This window comes from Planotetraspora phitsanulokensis, assembly GCF_016863295.1.
GTDB classification, from domain to species: domain Bacteria; phylum Actinomycetota; class Actinomycetes; order Streptosporangiales; family Streptosporangiaceae; genus Planotetraspora; species Planotetraspora phitsanulokensis.
On record NZ_BOOP01000045.1, the window covers coordinates 31,909 to 46,234 of the forward strand.

Genomic DNA, 14,326 nt, shown 5'->3' on the forward strand with positions numbered 1-14,326 from the left:
CATCGTCAAGTCGCGATCGGGGTGATCCCGCCGACATCGGAGCACGCTTGACACGTTCTAAGACGACCGGTCATATTGAAGGCGCCGGGTGCCGCCGACCATCGGGACGGCGAGCGGCCCCGGATCGATCCCATCGAGGAGAACCATGTCCACCTACCGTGCCGTCGAAGTGACCGGATCGCGCAAGTTCGAGCTCGTCGAGCGTGAACTCACGCCGCCCGCCGCGGGACACGTGCGGATCCGGGTCGAGAGCTGCGGCGTCTGCCACTCCGACGTCCTCGCCGTGGAGGGGCTTCGCGCCGAACCGGACCGGCCGATCGTTCCCGGTCATGAGCTCGTCGGAGTGATCGACGCCGTCGGCGACGGTGTGCGCAACTGGCGCGTCGGCGAGCGGGTCGGCGTCGGCTTCCTCGCCGGGCACTGCGGGGAATGCGACCCGTGCCGGCGGGGGGACTTCGTCAACTGCACCGACCAGCAGCGGGTGGGCACCGATGTCGACGGCGGCTACGCCGAGGTGGCGTACGCCAAGACCAGCGGCCTCGTCCGCGTTCCCGCGGGGATGGACTCCGCCGAGGTGGGCCCGCTGCTGTGCGCGGGTCTCACGACGTTCAAGGCGTTGCGGCAGGTGAGCAGCCACCCGGGAGACCTCGTCGCCATCCAGGGGATCGGGGGCCTCGGTCACCTCGGCGTGCAGTACGCCGCGAAGCTCGGTTACCGCGTCGCCGCGATCGCCCGAGGGTCGGGCAAGGCCGAGCTGGCACACCGGCTGGGCGCCGACCACTACATCGACAGCACCCAGGACGACCCGGGCGAGGCTCTGATCGAGCTCGGCGGCGCGGGCGCGATCATCGCGACGGCCGCCAGCGGGGCGTCGATGAGCGCGCTGGTTCCCGGGCTCGCGCCGCGCGGCCGGATGGTGGTCGTCGGAGTCGCGACGGATCCCATCTCCGTCAGCACGGTCGACCTCACCTTCGGGACGCGCACGATCACCGGCAGCCTCACCGGCAGCTCGATCGACAACGAGGACAACCTCGCCTTCAGCCGGCGGCACGGCATCCGGCCGATGATCGAGACCCTCCCGCTGTCGGCCGCGCCCGAGGCGTACGAGCGCATGATCTCCGGCGAGGCCCGGTTCCGCGTCGTCCTGGACACCACGGTCTGAGCGGAACCCCGCATCTCCTCTTAATCCGCCTCAGGCCGTGTGAGCGCGGCCAGGCGATCCCCCTGTGAACCGCTCGACTCCATGAGGAGCAACCCACAATGAGCAGGATCCTTCTCACCAAGCTCGGCGGCGACGCCGAATCGTTCCGCCTCGACGACGCGCCCGTTCCGGCTCCCGGCCCCGGCGACCTGCTCGTCGCCCTCGAGGCCGCTCCCGTCAATCCCGCCGACTTCCTGCTGTCGAACGGCTGGTACGCCGTGCTGCCCGAGTTGCCCTTCGCGATGGGGGCCGAGGGCGTCGGCCGGGTGATCGCGGCCGGATCGGCCGCCGACCAGGCGCTGGTCGGGCGTCGCGTGCTGGTCCTCCCCACCTACGAGCAGGGCACGTGGGCGGACAGGATCGTCGTCCCCGCCCGCAACGTGATCACCGTCGGGGAGGCCGCCGACGCCCTTCAGCTCGCCATGCTCGGGGTCAACCCGGTGACCGCCCATCACCTGCTCAACCGGTACGTGTCGCTGAAGCCCGACGACTGGATCGGCCTCACGCTGGCCAACTCCACCGTCGGCCAGAACGTGATCGCCCTGGCCAAGAGGGCGGGCGTCAGAACGCTCGCCGTCGTCCGCCGAGAGGAGGCGGCCGAGCACGTGAGGAAACTCGGCGCCGACGCCGTCATCGTCGACGACGGGGAGAACCTCGGCGACAAGGTCTCCCAGGCCCTCGACGGCGCGAAGCTGCGGCTGTTCCTTGACGGGATCGGCGGCGCCGACGTCGCCGCCCAGGTGGCGCCTTCGATCGAGACCGGTGGGGCCTTCGTCACCTTTTCGTCCGTGACCGGTCAGCCGCCGGTCATGCCCCTCGGCGAGCTCGTCTACCGCGAGATCTCCGTCCACGGGATCTTCGTGATCAACTGGGTCTGGAACGCGCCGCGTGAGGAGATCGAGCAGGTCTACGCGGGGCTCGCCGAGCTCGTCGAGAAGGGCGTGCTCAGCGCCTCGGTCGAGGCCACCTACTCGCTCGACCAGTACCGCGAGGCCATCGCGCACGCCCAGCGGCCCGAGCGCTCGGGCAAGGTGCTGTTCACCTTCGACCAGGCGGGCCGGGCGGACACGCCCCGCTGACCGGCGCCGCGGCTCGTCCGTGCCCCGGCCCCCGTACGGCCCGGGGCGCGACGAGCGGGCGACAGGCCCCGGTGGAGCACCGGCGGCCGGTGCGCCCGAACCCGGGCTGGGGACAGTGCCGCACCGCGTCGTCCCCCACAGGCCCGGGGGTGGCGATGCCCCGTCCGATTGCCGCCAGCGTCGATCGGACGGCGGCAAGACACTGATCCGCATGGCAACGACCATCCCGTCGCACACGCGGATCGAACCCGGAATCCTGTACTTCGGCACCCCGGTGGTGCTGATCTCCACCCTCAACGAGGACGGCTCGGCCAACCTGGCGCCGATGTCGTCCGCCTTCTGGCTCGGCTGGCGGGCCGTACTCGGCCTCGGCGCCCGCTCGAAGACCGCACAGAACCTGCTCAGGACCCGTGAGGGTGTGCTCAACCTTCCGTCGGACTCGCTCGCCGCGGCCGTCGACAGGCTGGCGCTGACGACGGGTTCCGATCCCGTCCCGCCGTCCAAGGTCAAGCGCGGCTACCGATTCGTGGCCGACAAGTTCGCCCGCGCCGGCCTCACTCCCGTCGCATCCGACACGGTGGGACCTCCGAGGGTCGCGGAGTGCCCGGTGAGCATGGAGGTGGTCGTCGAAGGGGTGCACGACGTTGCGCACGACGACGAGGCTCAGCGTGGTGGGATCGTGGCCATCGAGGTGCGGGTCCAGCGGGTGTACGTCCATGACGAGATACGCATGGCGAGCACGGCCGACCGGATCGACCCCGACGCGTGGCGGCCGCTGATCATGAGCTTCCAGAAGTTGTACGGCCTGGGCCCCCAGGTGCACCCTTCGACGCTCGCGCGCATACCCGAGCACCTCTACCGCGGCCCCGACATCGAGCGGGCGCGGGAGACGCCCGCTATGACAGGTTGATCAGGACGATCCCGGCCACGACGACGGCACTGGCGACGGCCCGGCTCGAACCGAACCGTTCGCCGAGGAACATCGCACCGATGATCGCTCCGAAGATGATGCTGGTCTCCCTGAGGGCGGCGATCGGGGCGAGCGCACCCCGTGTCTGGGCCCACAACACCAGCCCGTACGCCAGCAACGACGCCACTCCTCCGCCGAGACCGGCCGCGAGCGAAGGGCGCATCAGCCCGGGCAGCGCACGGCCGCGCCGGACCACGGCGATCAGGGGCAGCGCCGGCCCCTGGAACAGGAACAACCACGACGCATAGGTCAGCACCGGCGCGTGCTGGACGCCGACGCCGTCGACGGTCGTGTAGGCGGCGATCATGACCCCGGTGGCGAAGGCGGCGGCGAGCGCGGGCAGGCGGCTTCGGTCCGGCCGCCCCCCGATGAAGACCAGACCCATCAGCCCGAGGGAGACGACCGCGACGCCGGCCGTCTCGGTCCAGGAAAGCTCCTGGCCGAGCAGGGTCACGCTCACCACCGCCACGACCCACGGCGAGGTGCCCCGGGCGAGCGGATACGTCTGGCTGAACTGTCCGAGCTGGTAACTGGCCAGCAGGAGGAGTTGGTAGGTGACCGTGAGGATCGAGGAGATGACGATGAACGGCCAGGCGTCGGCCGGCGGCAGACCGTTGATCGCGACACCGATCGCCCCGATCGCGGTGAAGGGGATCCCGATGAGGGCGAAGCCGGTCAACCGGTCGGGCGAGCCATGGGCGATGGCGTTCCAGGTCGCGTGCAGGAGAGCCGCCCCCAGCACGACGGCCACCACGACGGCGTCGACGCCGGAGGTCGGCGTGCCGGCGGCCAGAGGCGCGATGACCGCGTGCGCGACCAGGGAATGAGCGGTCACCGGGAAGGTGCTCCTCGGGGATGGCAGGGGAACGTCTCGCCCGCCGGTGCGAGCGACCGGGCCTCAGCGGGCTCGCGTCCGGAACGCTCAGGCGGCGTGGCGGTGGCTCACGAGCGCGGCGTGATGATCGGTCCCGTCCAGGCTATCGGGATCGGCGTGCACGGTCGCCGCGCGCAGGCGGGGCAGGGCGTGCATGAGGCGATGCTCGGTCTCCACGGCGACCGCGTGCGCCTCGACCAGGGACAGGTGGTGTCCGACGACGATGTCCACTTCGGCGCGCAACGCATGGCCGACCCAGCGCAGGCGAACCGAACCGATGCCCAGCACACCGTCCGTGCCCGCGATGATCCGCTCCGCCTGGTCGATCAGGCCGGGGTCGACCGCGTCCATGAGCCGCCGGTAGATCTCACGCGCCGCGTCGCGGAGCACGTAGAGGATCGCCCCCGTGATGAGCAGGCCGACGATCGGGTCCGCGATCGGGAGGCCGAGCGCCGTGGCGGCCGCACCGATCAGCACGGCGAGCGACGTGAAGCCGTCGGCGCGGGCGTGCAGGCCGTCGGCGACCAGCGCGGCCGAGCCGATCTCCCGCCCCACTTTGATCCGGAATCGGGCGACCCACTCGTTCGCCGCGAAGCCGACGATCGCCGCCGCCGCGACCCAGCCCAGGGCATGTACGCCCTGGGGGTTGAGCAACCGCATGACCGCGGCGTAGCCGGCGAGCCCGCCCGACACCGCGATGATCAGCACGATGACGATCCCGGCGAGGTCCTCGGCTCTGCCGTACCCGTAGGTGAAGCGGCGGCTGGCGTGACGGCGGCCGACGGAGAAGGCGATGGCCAGCGGGACGGCGGTCAGCGCGTCGGCGACGTTGTGCAACGAGTCGCCGAGCAGCGCCACCGAGCCCGACATCGCCACGATGACCGCCTGCACCGCCGCCGCCACGACGAGGACGGCGAACGAGACGCCGAGCACGCGGAGGCCTCGCGTGCTCGACTCCAGCGCCGCGTCGGTCTTGTCCGCGCTGTCATGGCTGTGCGGGGTGAACGCGTGCCGAACCGTGGACACCATCCGGCCGAACCGGCTCCGCGGGGCACCGGCGGCGTCGTGAGCGTCTCCGCCCCCGCGCGGGTGAGCATGCCCGTGACTCTCGTGCTGGCCGTGCCCATGTCCGCGACCATGCGGGCGTCCGTGTCCGTGCCCATGTCCGTGCCCATGTCCGTGCGGGGCGCCGGGGGACGGCTCGTGCGGATGCTCGGACGGCATCGACGCCGGAGGCAGGGTGTCGGACATGGTCCCTCCGCTTGCGGACGACATGGCTGTCCGGCGATTATATGTAGTCATGTACGCACGCGACAACGAATCAGGTGCCAACCAGTCGCAGGAGCAACCCGCAGCCGATCGGGTGAACGCCGCCGTCGACGCGTTTCGCATGCTCAGCGATGCCACCCGGCTGCGCCTGATGTGGCTTCTCTCCCATGGTGAATACGACGTGAGCTCGCTCGCGGAGACCATCGCCGTGGCGCGGCCTCTGGTCTCCCAGCACCTCGCCAAGCTCCGGCTCGCCGGACTCGTGCACACCCGGAGAGACGGCCGCCGTGTCGTCTACCGTGCCCGCGACTCCCACGTCAGGGCGCTCATCGCGGAGGCGCTGTTCCACGCCGACCACGAGGTGGCCGGCACGCCCCGCCACGACTGACGCCGTACGGCGCCGCGGCTCGTGGCGGGGCGTGCGGGAGGACGGACCGCGACGAGGTCGGTGTCAGGCCTGAAGAGCCGACGGGTCCAGATAGGTCGCCTCCCACAGGTGCCCGTCCAGGTCCTCGAAGGCGCGCGTGTACACGAACCCCAGGTCCAGCGTGTCCTTGGACGGCCGGCCGCCGGACGCGAGCGCCGCGTCGACCATGTCGTCGACGCGTTCCCTGCTCTCGGCTCCCAGGGCCACGATCACCTCGGTGACCGAGCCCGCGTCGGCGACGTCCTTCTTCGTGAAGGTCCGGAAGTACGGCTCGGCCTGGAGCATCACGAAGCTGTCCTCGCCGATGAGCATGCACTCCATGTTCTCGTCGGCGAACCGCGGGTCGAAGGAGAAGCCGAGCCCGGCGAAGAAGTCCTTCGAGACGGCGAGGTCCTTCACGGGCAGGTTGACGTAGATCTTGGTGGCCATGCTGCTGTCTCCTCTGTCTCATGCGGGAGGGGGGCGGCGTCCGGAGCGAGCGGAGGGATCGACGCTCCGCACCGTGTGACTAGACTCACCGTCCGGCGGCATGTGCCGGTAGTGCCACGTTCAGCGGTTTCCTATGAAGGATTCACAGGGAGTGCTGTGATCCGAGTCATGCTCGCGGAAGACGTGCGGATCCTGCGCGAGACGCTGACCGCCGTGCTCGAGCTCGAAGACGACCTCGCCGTCGTCGCGGCGGTCGGCCGCGGGGACGAGGTCCTCGCGACGGCGACGGAGTTCCGCCCGGACGTGGTGGTGCTCGACATCGACCTGCCAGAGATGGACGGGCTGACCGCCGCGCGGCTCCTCCGCGACCGGGTGCCCGACTGCCGGACGCTGATGTTGACGGGCATGGCCAGGCCTGGTTACCTGCGCCGCGCGCTCGCCGCCGAGGCTTCGGGTTTCCTGCTGAAGCACTCGCCTCCGGACGAGCTGATCGAGGCGATCCGCAAGGTCGCGGCGGGCGAGCGCGTCGTCGATCCGCAGCTCGCGCTGGCCGCCCTCTCGACCGCCGGCAGCCCGCTCTCCCCGCGTGAGGCCGACGTCCTGCGACTGGCCGCCACCGGGGCCGAGCCCGACGAGATCGCCGAACGGCTGTCGCTCACCAGGGGAACGGTGCGCAACTACCTCTCAACGACCGTCATGAAGCTGAACGCGAGGAACCGGGTCGACGCCATCCGCATCGCCACCGACGAGGGCTGGCTCTAGGAGGGGGAGCTCGGCTTCGAGCCTGAACGTCCCACCCACCACTCCGGCGGTCAGCCTGCCGTCCAGGGCTCGTACGCGCTGGGCCAGGTTGCCGATGCCCGTCCCCGGTGGAGCCCCGGAAGGGACCACGCCGTCGTTCACGAGCCGCAGCCGTACGGCGCCGCCCGCGACCTCGCTCTCCAGCACGCAGGACCGAGCGTCGCTGTGCCGCAACACGTTCGTCACGGCTTCGCGCAGCACGATGGCCAGCACGGTGTCGACCTCGGCGGGGAGGCCGACGTCGCTCAGTTCCCCGCTCGCCTCGATCCCCGCCGCGAGCAGGGCGGCGCGGGCGGACTCCGCCTCGGCGGCGAGCGACATCCGACGGTAACCGGCGGCTACCGACTCGATGTCCGCCCGGGCCTGACGGGCCGCCGCGACGCCCTCGGACAGCTCCCGCCGTGCGCGGCCGGCGTCCCGGCCGAGCAGCCGGAACGCGAGCTCGCTCTTCAGCACGATCACCGACAGGCTGAAGCCGAGAAGGTCGTGCAGGTCGCGCGCGAACCGCAGTCGTTCCCTGGCCACCTCGGTTCTGGCCAGCTCCGCCCGGGCCGCCCTCAGCTCGGTCGTCAGCAGTGCCATGCGGGCCAGTCCGTAGACGACGACGGCCCGCTCGCCCGCCCAGACCGCCTCATAGATGTTGCCGAGCGGGCCGGGATCTCCCAGGCCGGCCCCCCACAGGTGGAAGATCGCGTCCTGGAAGACGAGCACCAGCGTCACGGCCCACCGCGCCGGGCCGCGCAACAACACCAGCGTGAGGCCTGGCAGGAAATACGTGACGTGCCAGATCTGCAGGCCGAACAGGGCGATCGGGGCCGCCGCGAGCACGACTTGGGCGCCGAGGGTCCACGGCCAGGCCGCGGGACGCCCCCGGTCGCCGCCCGGCATGCAGTTGCGCAGGTAGAGCAGGACGAAGGCGAGGAGGCACCCCGCGAAGAGCACGATGTCGGCGGCCGTCAGGTCGGTCCTGAGCGCGTACCGCACGGGCCCCGGAAGGATCATCAGGCAGATCGTCGCGACGCCCAGCACCGTGACGGAGGTCGAGGTCAGATCGTCGGCGACGGATCGCCGGGACGGCCCGTTCTCGCGGTGGGACCGTGCGACCGACCGGGCCTCGTTCAAGGCCGCCCTTGCGGTGTCCAGGCTCTGGTTCAGCCGCCGCCGGGCCGTTTCCGGATCGGCCGTCTCGAGCACGGCCTCGCTGTGCTCCACGACCTGATCGAGGCTCGTGCCCACACGTTCGCCGAGACGTTCGGCGAACGCCACCCGTTCCCTGGCGACCTCCGCGTCCGCCAGCCGGGTTCTGGTGTCGCGCAGGTCGGCGACGAGGTCCGCGAGCCTGGCCACGCCGTACAGCGCGATGCCGACGAGGGCGGTGTGCCCGATGACCAGGTAGAGCGTCTCGGCGGCCGTCGGGCGGACGGGCAGCGCGGAGAAGAACTGGGTGACGAGGACCAGCCCGAAGCCGGCCCACCCCAGTGCGCGAGGCCGGACCAGCAGCAGCACGGCCGCGGCGAGGAACCCGGAGTTTCCGTACCAGGTGGAGGCGAACCAGACCATTCCGATGGAGGTGAGCACCGCCTGGGCGGCGAGTGTCCACTGCCAGCCGCGCGGGCTCCGGCCGTCGGCCCGGCGTACGCAGTTGTACAGGTGCAGCGCGAGGAGCGTCGCCAGGAGAGCGAACGCCACGGCCTTGTGGGCGTTCGGCTGATCCGAGTCCGCGGCGCCGATGAATCCCCCGAAGGAGAAGCCGGCGCTGACGACGACGGCCACCAGCCGGGCTGTACGCACCGCGATCCCGGACTCCGACGAATCAGGTCGCACCGAACCTCCGTGAGCTCGTCTGGGCGCGAGATTACAGAAGCACCCGGTTGACGAACACGACTTTCCGCCGGTCGATATCAGAAGGAGTCTCGATATCGGCGGACAAATTCCGGCCGTACTCAATGCCGGGTCCGGGCTGGGCAAACTCCCCGGGTGGTCAGGGGATCGTGAACGCCCGGCGGCCTCGGTCCCGCCCTGCCCAACTCCCCCTCACGCGACCTCATGCCGAGATAGCCGCGCACGGGCGGTGGGTAGCCCTCCGATGGACTTACCCGTCCAAAGGGGGCGAACTATGAAACGTGTCGTCATCGGCGTGGTGAGCCTGGCAGGGACCGGAGTGGTCGTGGCGCGCTGGCTGGCGTCGCGGCACCGGGGCCCTTCGCCGGTCAGGGACCCGAGGGAACGGCACAGGTGGATGGCGGTCACCATCTATTGCCGCCCCGACGACGTGGCGCCCGACGGCCGGCTGCCGCGGCCGCTGGCCGATCTCGACGTCGAGGTGCGCATCGAGAAGGCGCCCGGTGACCGGGGCACCGAGCTCTACGCGCGTCCCCGCATGCCCATGCCGATGGGCCGCGCCGCCGTCCTGGCCCGCCTGCGCGGCGAGCATCCGCGCGAGCAGGTCAGAACGGCACTGCGCCAGGTGAAATCCCTCATCGAGACCGGTGAGGTGCTGCACCCGGACCCGGATCTGTCCCGGCCACGCCCGGCCAGGATCGGGAGGCCGATGGCCAAGGTGGTCGACATGGCGCTCGCGCGTTCCGCGGGGGAGGAGCGGCTGTGAAGGCGGTCTGCTGGCAGGGCGTCGGAGAGTTGACGGTCGAACGGGTGCCGGATCCCGGGATCCTCAACGGTCAGGACGCGATCGTCAAGGTCCTCGCGACCACCACCTGTGGTTCCGACCTCCACCTGCTCGGCGGTTACGTCTCGTCGATGCGCGCGGGGGACGTGATCGGCCACGAGTTCCTCGGTGAGATCGTCGAGACCGGACCCGACGTCCGGCGGCACAGGCCGGGCGACCGCGTCGTCGTGTGCTCGATCATCGGCTGCGGGCGATGCTGGGCCTGCCGGCACGACCTGTGGTCCCTGTGCGAGAACAGCAATCCCACTCCCGACCTGGCGGAGACGGTCTGGGGCGGCGCCACCGCCGGGGTCTTCGGCTTCTCGCACATGATGGGCGGCTTCCACGGCAGCCACGCGGAGTTCATCCGGGTGCCTTTCGCCGACCACAACGCGTTCCCGGTGCCCGAGGGCGTCGAGGACACCAGCGCGCTGTTTACGTCGGACGCCGCCCCCACCGGGTGGATGGGCGCCGACCTCGGAGGGGTGAAGCCCGGTGACGTGGTCGCCGTCTGGGGTTGCGGCGCGGTCGGCCAGATGGCGGCGCGCGCGGCGATGCTGCTCGGCGCCGACCAGGTCATCTCGATCGACCGGTTCCCCGAGCGCCTGGCGATGACCGCGCGTCACGTCGGCGCCGAGGTCGTCGACTACACGGCCACCGATGTCCTCGCCGAGCTGCGGGAACGGACCGGAGGCCGAGGTCCTGACGTCTGCATCGAGGCGGTCGGGATGGAGGCGCACGGCGTCGGGCCGGACCACCTGTACGAGCAGGCCAAGCAACGGCCGGGGACCGGGCAGGAACGACCGTTCGCCCTGCAGGAGGCGATTCTCGCGTGCCGCCCGGGCGGGTCGGTGTTCATCCTGGGCGTCTTCGCCGGCGCGGTGGACCGCTTCCCGCTCGGCGCCATGATGAACAAGGGGCTGACGGTCCGCGGGGCCCAGCAGCACGGTCATCGGTACATCCCGATGCTGCTCGACCGGGTGGCCAGGGGAGAGCTGGTGACCTCGCACCTCGCCACGCACATCATGCCGCTGGACGAGGCTCCCGCCGGATACGACATGTTCAGGGACAAGAAGGACGGCTGCGTCCGAGTGGTCTTCCGCCCCGACATGTAGCCCGGCTGTGTAGCCCGGTCGGGGGCAGGCTCCGGTCAACGCCCGCCGCCTCCCGTGGGGGAAGGCGGCGGGCCTCGAGGGGTTCAGCGGACGGTTGGGGCGGCCAGCCGTTCCGCCTCTTCATGCAGGGCCTGGACAAGGATCAGCTCCAAGCGGAGCTCCTCGTCCACCAGCCCGTCGAGGACGTCCATCCGGGCCTCCTTGACACAAAAGACGCCTCGATAGTCACAGGGGTTCACCAGATAAAGGCGCAGATTTCCGATATCGAGTCTGGACGGTGATCGTCGGCAGAGAGGGCCGTCCTTGTAATGGCTGGTCAGCCCGAGAATATGACGCCGCGAATTTCCGCGGTTGTGACCGATATCTCTTGGCTATCGCATTCTCACTCTGCGTTTGAATTACAGCACTCAGAGTCAAGTCGGCGAGACAACCCCCCGTGGGGGCCGGTGCGGGAGGGCTCGGGCGTCCCCCAACGAAAAAGCTCCCGGCATGCGAACGTGCGCGACGGGAGCCCTGTGTCCTATGCTGGAATACTCTGTCGAATTTCCCAGGATGTCGACAACTATTCCGAAAGGAGTTTATCAAAGAGATGGAGCGACGTCAATCTCGAACCGCTCGCGCCGAGGCGTTGCGGGGGGAACAGTCCTACGTCTCCATGCTCTACGAACGGCTCGACGTCGTTCGAGACCGGACGCGTGAGGCGCTCCGCGACGTGCTGGCCCGAGGCGGGTCCGGCACCCGCCAGGCGATGGTCGAGCGCGAGGTGACCGCGGACGAACACGCGCGGCGCCTCGCCCAGCTGTCCGCTGTCGAGAACGGCCTGTGCTTCGGGCGCATCGACGACGACCGCGGCGACACCCTGTACATCGGCAGGATCGGCCTGCGCGACGACGAGCACGAGTCGAAGCTGATCGACTGGAGGGCCCCCGCCGCGCGCCCGTTCTACGTCGCGACGCCGGCCGACCCCGGCGCCCTCGTACGGCGCCGCCATCTCCACCTCCGCGCCCGCACGGTCACCGCCATCGACGACGAGGTCTTCGACCTGGATCGGATGAGCGACGCCGACCGCCGCACGCTGGTGGGCGAGGCCGCCCTGATGGCCTCGCTCAGGCGCGGGCGCACCGGCAGGATGGGAGAGGTCGTCGCCACCATCCAGACCGAGCAGGACAGGGTCATCCGCTCCGGCCTCCACGGGGTCCTGGTCGTCCAGGGCGGCCCGGGGACGGGCAAGACGGTGGCCGCTCTGCACCGCGCCGCCTACCTGCTCTACGCCCACCGCGCCACGCTCGAACGGCGCGGCGTGCTCGTCATCGGCCCCAACGCCATGTTCTCCCGGTACATCAGCCAGGTCCTGCCGTCGCTCGGCGAGACCGAGGTGGTGTTGTCCAGCGTGGGAGAGCTCCATTCCGGCGTGCACGCCGTCGAGGAGGACTCCGACCCGGCGGCCGTCGTCAAGGGCGGTCTGCGCATGGCGGCCGTGGTGGAGAAGGCGGTGAGCGACCGGCAGCGCGTGCCCGACGGCGACCTGGAGATAGCCGTCCCCGTGCGGACGTCCCTGCGCGACGGCGTGGAGGTCGTGGTGGAGGAGATGACGGTCCGGATGGGCCACGCCTCCTGCGCCCGCGCCCGCGACCGGGCACGCTCCCTTCTCCGGCCGCACAACCTCGCGCGCGACGCCTTCGTCCGCCAGGTGCTCGCCGCGCTCGCGCGTGACGAGGCCGCGCAACTCGACCGCCCGGTGGACGAGGAGGACCTGCGCCATTCGGCGAAGAACCTCTGGCAGCACCAGGTCGTGCGCGACGCCGTCGACCGCCTGTGGCCTGAGCTCACACCGGAGGACCTGATCCGCGAGCTGCTCTCCGACGAGGAACTGCTGCGTTCGGCCGCCGGGCCGTACCTCTCGGAGGGCGAGCGCGCCGTCCTCCTGCGCGAGCACGACGCGCCGTGGACGGTCGGGGACGTCCCGCTGCTCGACGAGGCCGCGGCGCTGCTCGGCGAGGACGACAGGCCCGCCAGGAGGCGCGAGCGGCTGGCCGAGCGGAGACGGCAGTCCGAGGAGATGTACGCCGCGGGAGTCCTTGCGATCAACGACCTCGGCGAGCTGATGACGGCGTCGGACGTCGCCGACCGGCACCACGACGACGGCCTCCCGGTCACGACCGCCGACAGGGCCGTCCGCGACCGCGAATGGGCGTACGGCCACGTCATCGTGGACGAGGCGCAGGAGTTGTCGGCGATGGCCTGGCGGACCGTCATGCGCCGGGTCCCCACCCACTCGCTGACCGTCGTGGGGGACGTCGCGCAGACCGGCTCCGCCGCGGGTGCCCGCTCATGGGGCGAGATGCTCGACCGCTACGTCGAGGGCCGCTGGCGGGAGGAGCGGCTGCTCGTGAACTACCGCACGCCTGTCGAGATCATGGACGTCGCCGCGGACGTCCTGTGCGCCGTCGCGCCCGACCAGGTGCCCCCCGAGTCCGTCCGGTACGGCGAGGCCGCGCCGCGCGCCGTGTCGGCCGCGGAGACCGACCTGCGCCGTCTGGTGGAGTCCGAGCTCCGCCGCATCGGGGACGGCCGCCTCGCGGTCGTGACGCCCGACGCCCGACGCGCCGAGGTCGCCGCGCTGTTCCCCGAGGTGACCGACCCGCTCGACGCCACGGTGGCGGTGCTCACGGTCGTCCAGTGCAAGGGCCTGGAGTTCGACGCGGTGGTGGTCGTCGATCCCGGGGCGATCCTGGGCCAGTCGGCCAAGGGCGGCCAGGACCTGTACGTGGCGATCACGAGGGCGACCCGGAGGCTGACCGTGGTCTACGAGGGTGAGCTGCCCGAGATGTTGCGCCGGCTCGGCGCGAGCCCGGGATGAGTACCCCGGCATACGAGTACGGCCGGCGCTTCGATCGGCGCCGGCCGTACCCGTCCATCCTGTGAAGAACATCGCCGGAATCCGGCGGGGACGACGTCAGGAGATCTTGCCGGATATGTCGTCGCTCTTCCTGCCCGCCTTGTCGACGGTCTCCTTGGCCTGTTCTCCGCTCCACTTCGTGGTGTCGGAAACGCCCTCCCGCATGTTGTCCTTCATGGTGTCCGTCCAACGCTGGGCGTTGTTGCGGTACATGATGGCGCCGATGGCGCCGATCGCCGCGCCGGTGAGCAGCGCGAGCATCGGCCATCTGCGGCGGGATCTCGAGGGCGGCACGTCGACCCGGCGGGACATTTCGGCGAGGAACGCGCTCACCATCGGCGCGAGCTGTTCCTCGACGGAATGCGAGGCCTGGTCGAGCTTGGGCGCCGCCCAGATCCTGGCGTCCTCGAGGCGGTGGGCGGCCACATCGCGAGCCGTCTCCGCCATCGGGCTCACTCTGCGGCCGGCCTTCCTGGCCTGCCCTTTCATCAGCCCGAGCCACGCCTGCGGCGCCATCGCCTCGGTGTGGCGCCTTTTCTTCATTGTCAGGGACACAATCAACCTCCCCTGTCGACGGGGCCCTGTGACGACCCCCTT

At 70.8% G+C, this 14,326-nt stretch carries 13 protein-coding genes; 8 read left to right on the forward strand and 5 right to left on the reverse strand.

The features are described 5' to 3' along the window. Window positions 1–145: 145 nt before the first annotated feature. The 3 genes from Pph01_RS37690 (at window position 146) to Pph01_RS37700 (ending at window position 3,190) form a co-directional block, all read left to right on the forward strand. Window positions 146–1,162: an alcohol dehydrogenase catalytic domain-containing protein gene (locus Pph01_RS37690; protein WP_204078031.1), complete on the forward strand. Its 1,017-nt coding sequence runs from the start codon at window positions 146–148 to the stop codon at window positions 1,160–1,162. A 98-nt stretch (window positions 1,163–1,260) separates the two neighbouring features. Then, window positions 1,261–2,280, forward strand: coding sequence for a zinc-dependent alcohol dehydrogenase family protein (locus Pph01_RS37695; RefSeq protein WP_204078032.1), 1,020 nt, complete (start codon window positions 1,261–1,263; stop codon window positions 2,278–2,280). 211 nt (window positions 2,281–2,491) lie between these two features. After that, the gene (locus Pph01_RS37700; RefSeq protein ID WP_204078033.1) at window positions 2,492–3,190 is read left to right on the forward strand and encodes a flavin reductase family protein; all 699 of its coding nucleotides are present in this window, start codon (window positions 2,492–2,494) and stop codon (window positions 3,188–3,190) included. Here Pph01_RS37700 and Pph01_RS37705 read toward each other — a convergent pair. Further along, window positions 3,177–4,001 carry an EamA family transporter gene (locus Pph01_RS37705; protein ID WP_204078080.1) on the reverse strand — a complete coding sequence of 275 codons (825 nt, stop codon included), beginning with the start codon at window positions 3,999–4,001 and terminating at the stop codon, window positions 3,177–3,179. The two genes, Pph01_RS37700 and Pph01_RS37705, sit on opposite strands and share 14 nt — an antisense overlap. Before the next feature lie 171 nt (window positions 4,002–4,172). Then, a complete protein-coding gene (locus tag Pph01_RS37710) occupies window positions 4,173–5,153 on the reverse strand; it encodes a cation diffusion facilitator family transporter (protein ID WP_204078034.1) in 981 nt (326 codons plus the stop codon). Between the two features lie 271 nt (window positions 5,154–5,424). Here Pph01_RS37710 and Pph01_RS37715 point away from each other — a divergent pair, with 271 nt between their 5' ends. After that, window positions 5,425–5,781, forward strand: coding sequence for an ArsR/SmtB family transcription factor (locus Pph01_RS37715; protein ID WP_204078035.1), 357 nt, complete (start codon window positions 5,425–5,427; stop codon window positions 5,779–5,781). 63 nt (window positions 5,782–5,844) lie between these two features. On the opposite strand, the gene Pph01_RS37720 is transcribed toward Pph01_RS37715, so the two are convergent. Further along, window positions 5,845–6,249 (reverse strand): VOC family protein, encoded by a 405-nt coding sequence (locus tag Pph01_RS37720; RefSeq protein WP_204078036.1) that lies wholly within the window; start codon window positions 6,247–6,249, stop codon window positions 5,845–5,847. A 156-nt stretch (window positions 6,250–6,405) separates the two neighbouring features. Between Pph01_RS37720 and Pph01_RS37725 the strand changes: the two genes are divergently transcribed. Further along, window positions 6,406–7,011, forward strand: coding sequence for a response regulator transcription factor (locus tag Pph01_RS37725; protein ID WP_204078037.1), 606 nt, complete (start codon window positions 6,406–6,408; stop codon window positions 7,009–7,011). Here the strand turns inward: Pph01_RS37725 and Pph01_RS37730 are convergent. Next, window positions 6,934–8,874 (reverse strand): sensor histidine kinase, encoded by a 1,941-nt coding sequence (locus Pph01_RS37730; protein ID WP_204078038.1) that lies wholly within the window; start codon window positions 8,872–8,874, stop codon window positions 6,934–6,936. The genes Pph01_RS37725 and Pph01_RS37730 overlap by 78 nt on opposite strands. Before the next feature lie 292 nt (window positions 8,875–9,166). Here Pph01_RS37730 and Pph01_RS37735 point away from each other — a divergent pair, with 292 nt between their 5' ends. From Pph01_RS37735 to Pph01_RS37745, 3 genes are all read left to right on the forward strand, one after another. Beyond that, a complete protein-coding gene (locus tag Pph01_RS37735; RefSeq protein WP_204078039.1) occupies window positions 9,167–9,658 on the forward strand; it encodes a hypothetical protein in 492 nt (163 codons plus the stop codon). Further along, on the forward strand, window positions 9,655–10,830 hold the full coding sequence (locus tag Pph01_RS37740) for a zinc-dependent alcohol dehydrogenase (RefSeq protein WP_204078040.1): 1,176 nt from the start codon (window positions 9,655–9,657) through the stop codon (window positions 10,828–10,830). The genes Pph01_RS37735 and Pph01_RS37740 overlap by 4 nt, the downstream gene beginning before the upstream one ends. A 589-nt stretch (window positions 10,831–11,419) precedes the next feature. Next, entirely contained in the window at window positions 11,420–13,690 is a 2,271-nt protein-coding gene (locus tag Pph01_RS37745; RefSeq protein ID WP_204078041.1) for a HelD family protein, read from the forward strand. A gap of 96 nt (window positions 13,691–13,786) precedes the next feature. On the opposite strand, the gene Pph01_RS37750 is transcribed toward Pph01_RS37745, so the two are convergent. Then, on the reverse strand, window positions 13,787–14,272 hold the full coding sequence (locus Pph01_RS37750) for a DUF5324 family protein (RefSeq protein ID WP_204078042.1): 486 nt from the start codon (window positions 14,270–14,272) through the stop codon (window positions 13,787–13,789). Window positions 14,273–14,326 lie beyond the last annotated feature (54 nt).

Excerpts from the sequence above, each read along its gene's own strand:
- Pph01_RS37710 (WP_204078034.1), bottom strand. The coding sequence starts at position 5,153 with ATGGTGTCCACGGTTCGGCACGCGTTCACCCCGCACAGCCATGACAGC.
- Pph01_RS37750 (WP_204078042.1), bottom strand. The coding sequence starts at position 14,272 with ATGAAGAAAAGGCGCCACACCGAGGCGATGGCGCCGCAGGCGTGGCTC.
- Pph01_RS37720 (WP_204078036.1), bottom strand. The coding sequence starts at position 6,249 with ATGGCCACCAAGATCTACGTCAACCTGCCCGTGAAGGACCTCGCCGTC.
- Pph01_RS37700 (WP_204078033.1), top strand. The coding sequence starts at position 2,492 with ATGGCAACGACCATCCCGTCGCACACGCGGATCGAACCCGGAATCCTG.
- Pph01_RS37715 (WP_204078035.1), top strand. The coding sequence starts at position 5,425 with ATGTACGCACGCGACAACGAATCAGGTGCCAACCAGTCGCAGGAGCAA.
- Pph01_RS37690 (WP_204078031.1), top strand. The coding sequence starts at position 146 with ATGTCCACCTACCGTGCCGTCGAAGTGACCGGATCGCGCAAGTTCGAG.
- Pph01_RS37735 (WP_204078039.1), top strand. The coding sequence starts at position 9,167 with ATGAAACGTGTCGTCATCGGCGTGGTGAGCCTGGCAGGGACCGGAGTG.
- Pph01_RS37745 (WP_204078041.1), top strand. The coding sequence starts at position 11,420 with ATGGAGCGACGTCAATCTCGAACCGCTCGCGCCGAGGCGTTGCGGGGG.
- Pph01_RS37695 (WP_204078032.1), top strand. The coding sequence starts at position 1,261 with ATGAGCAGGATCCTTCTCACCAAGCTCGGCGGCGACGCCGAATCGTTC.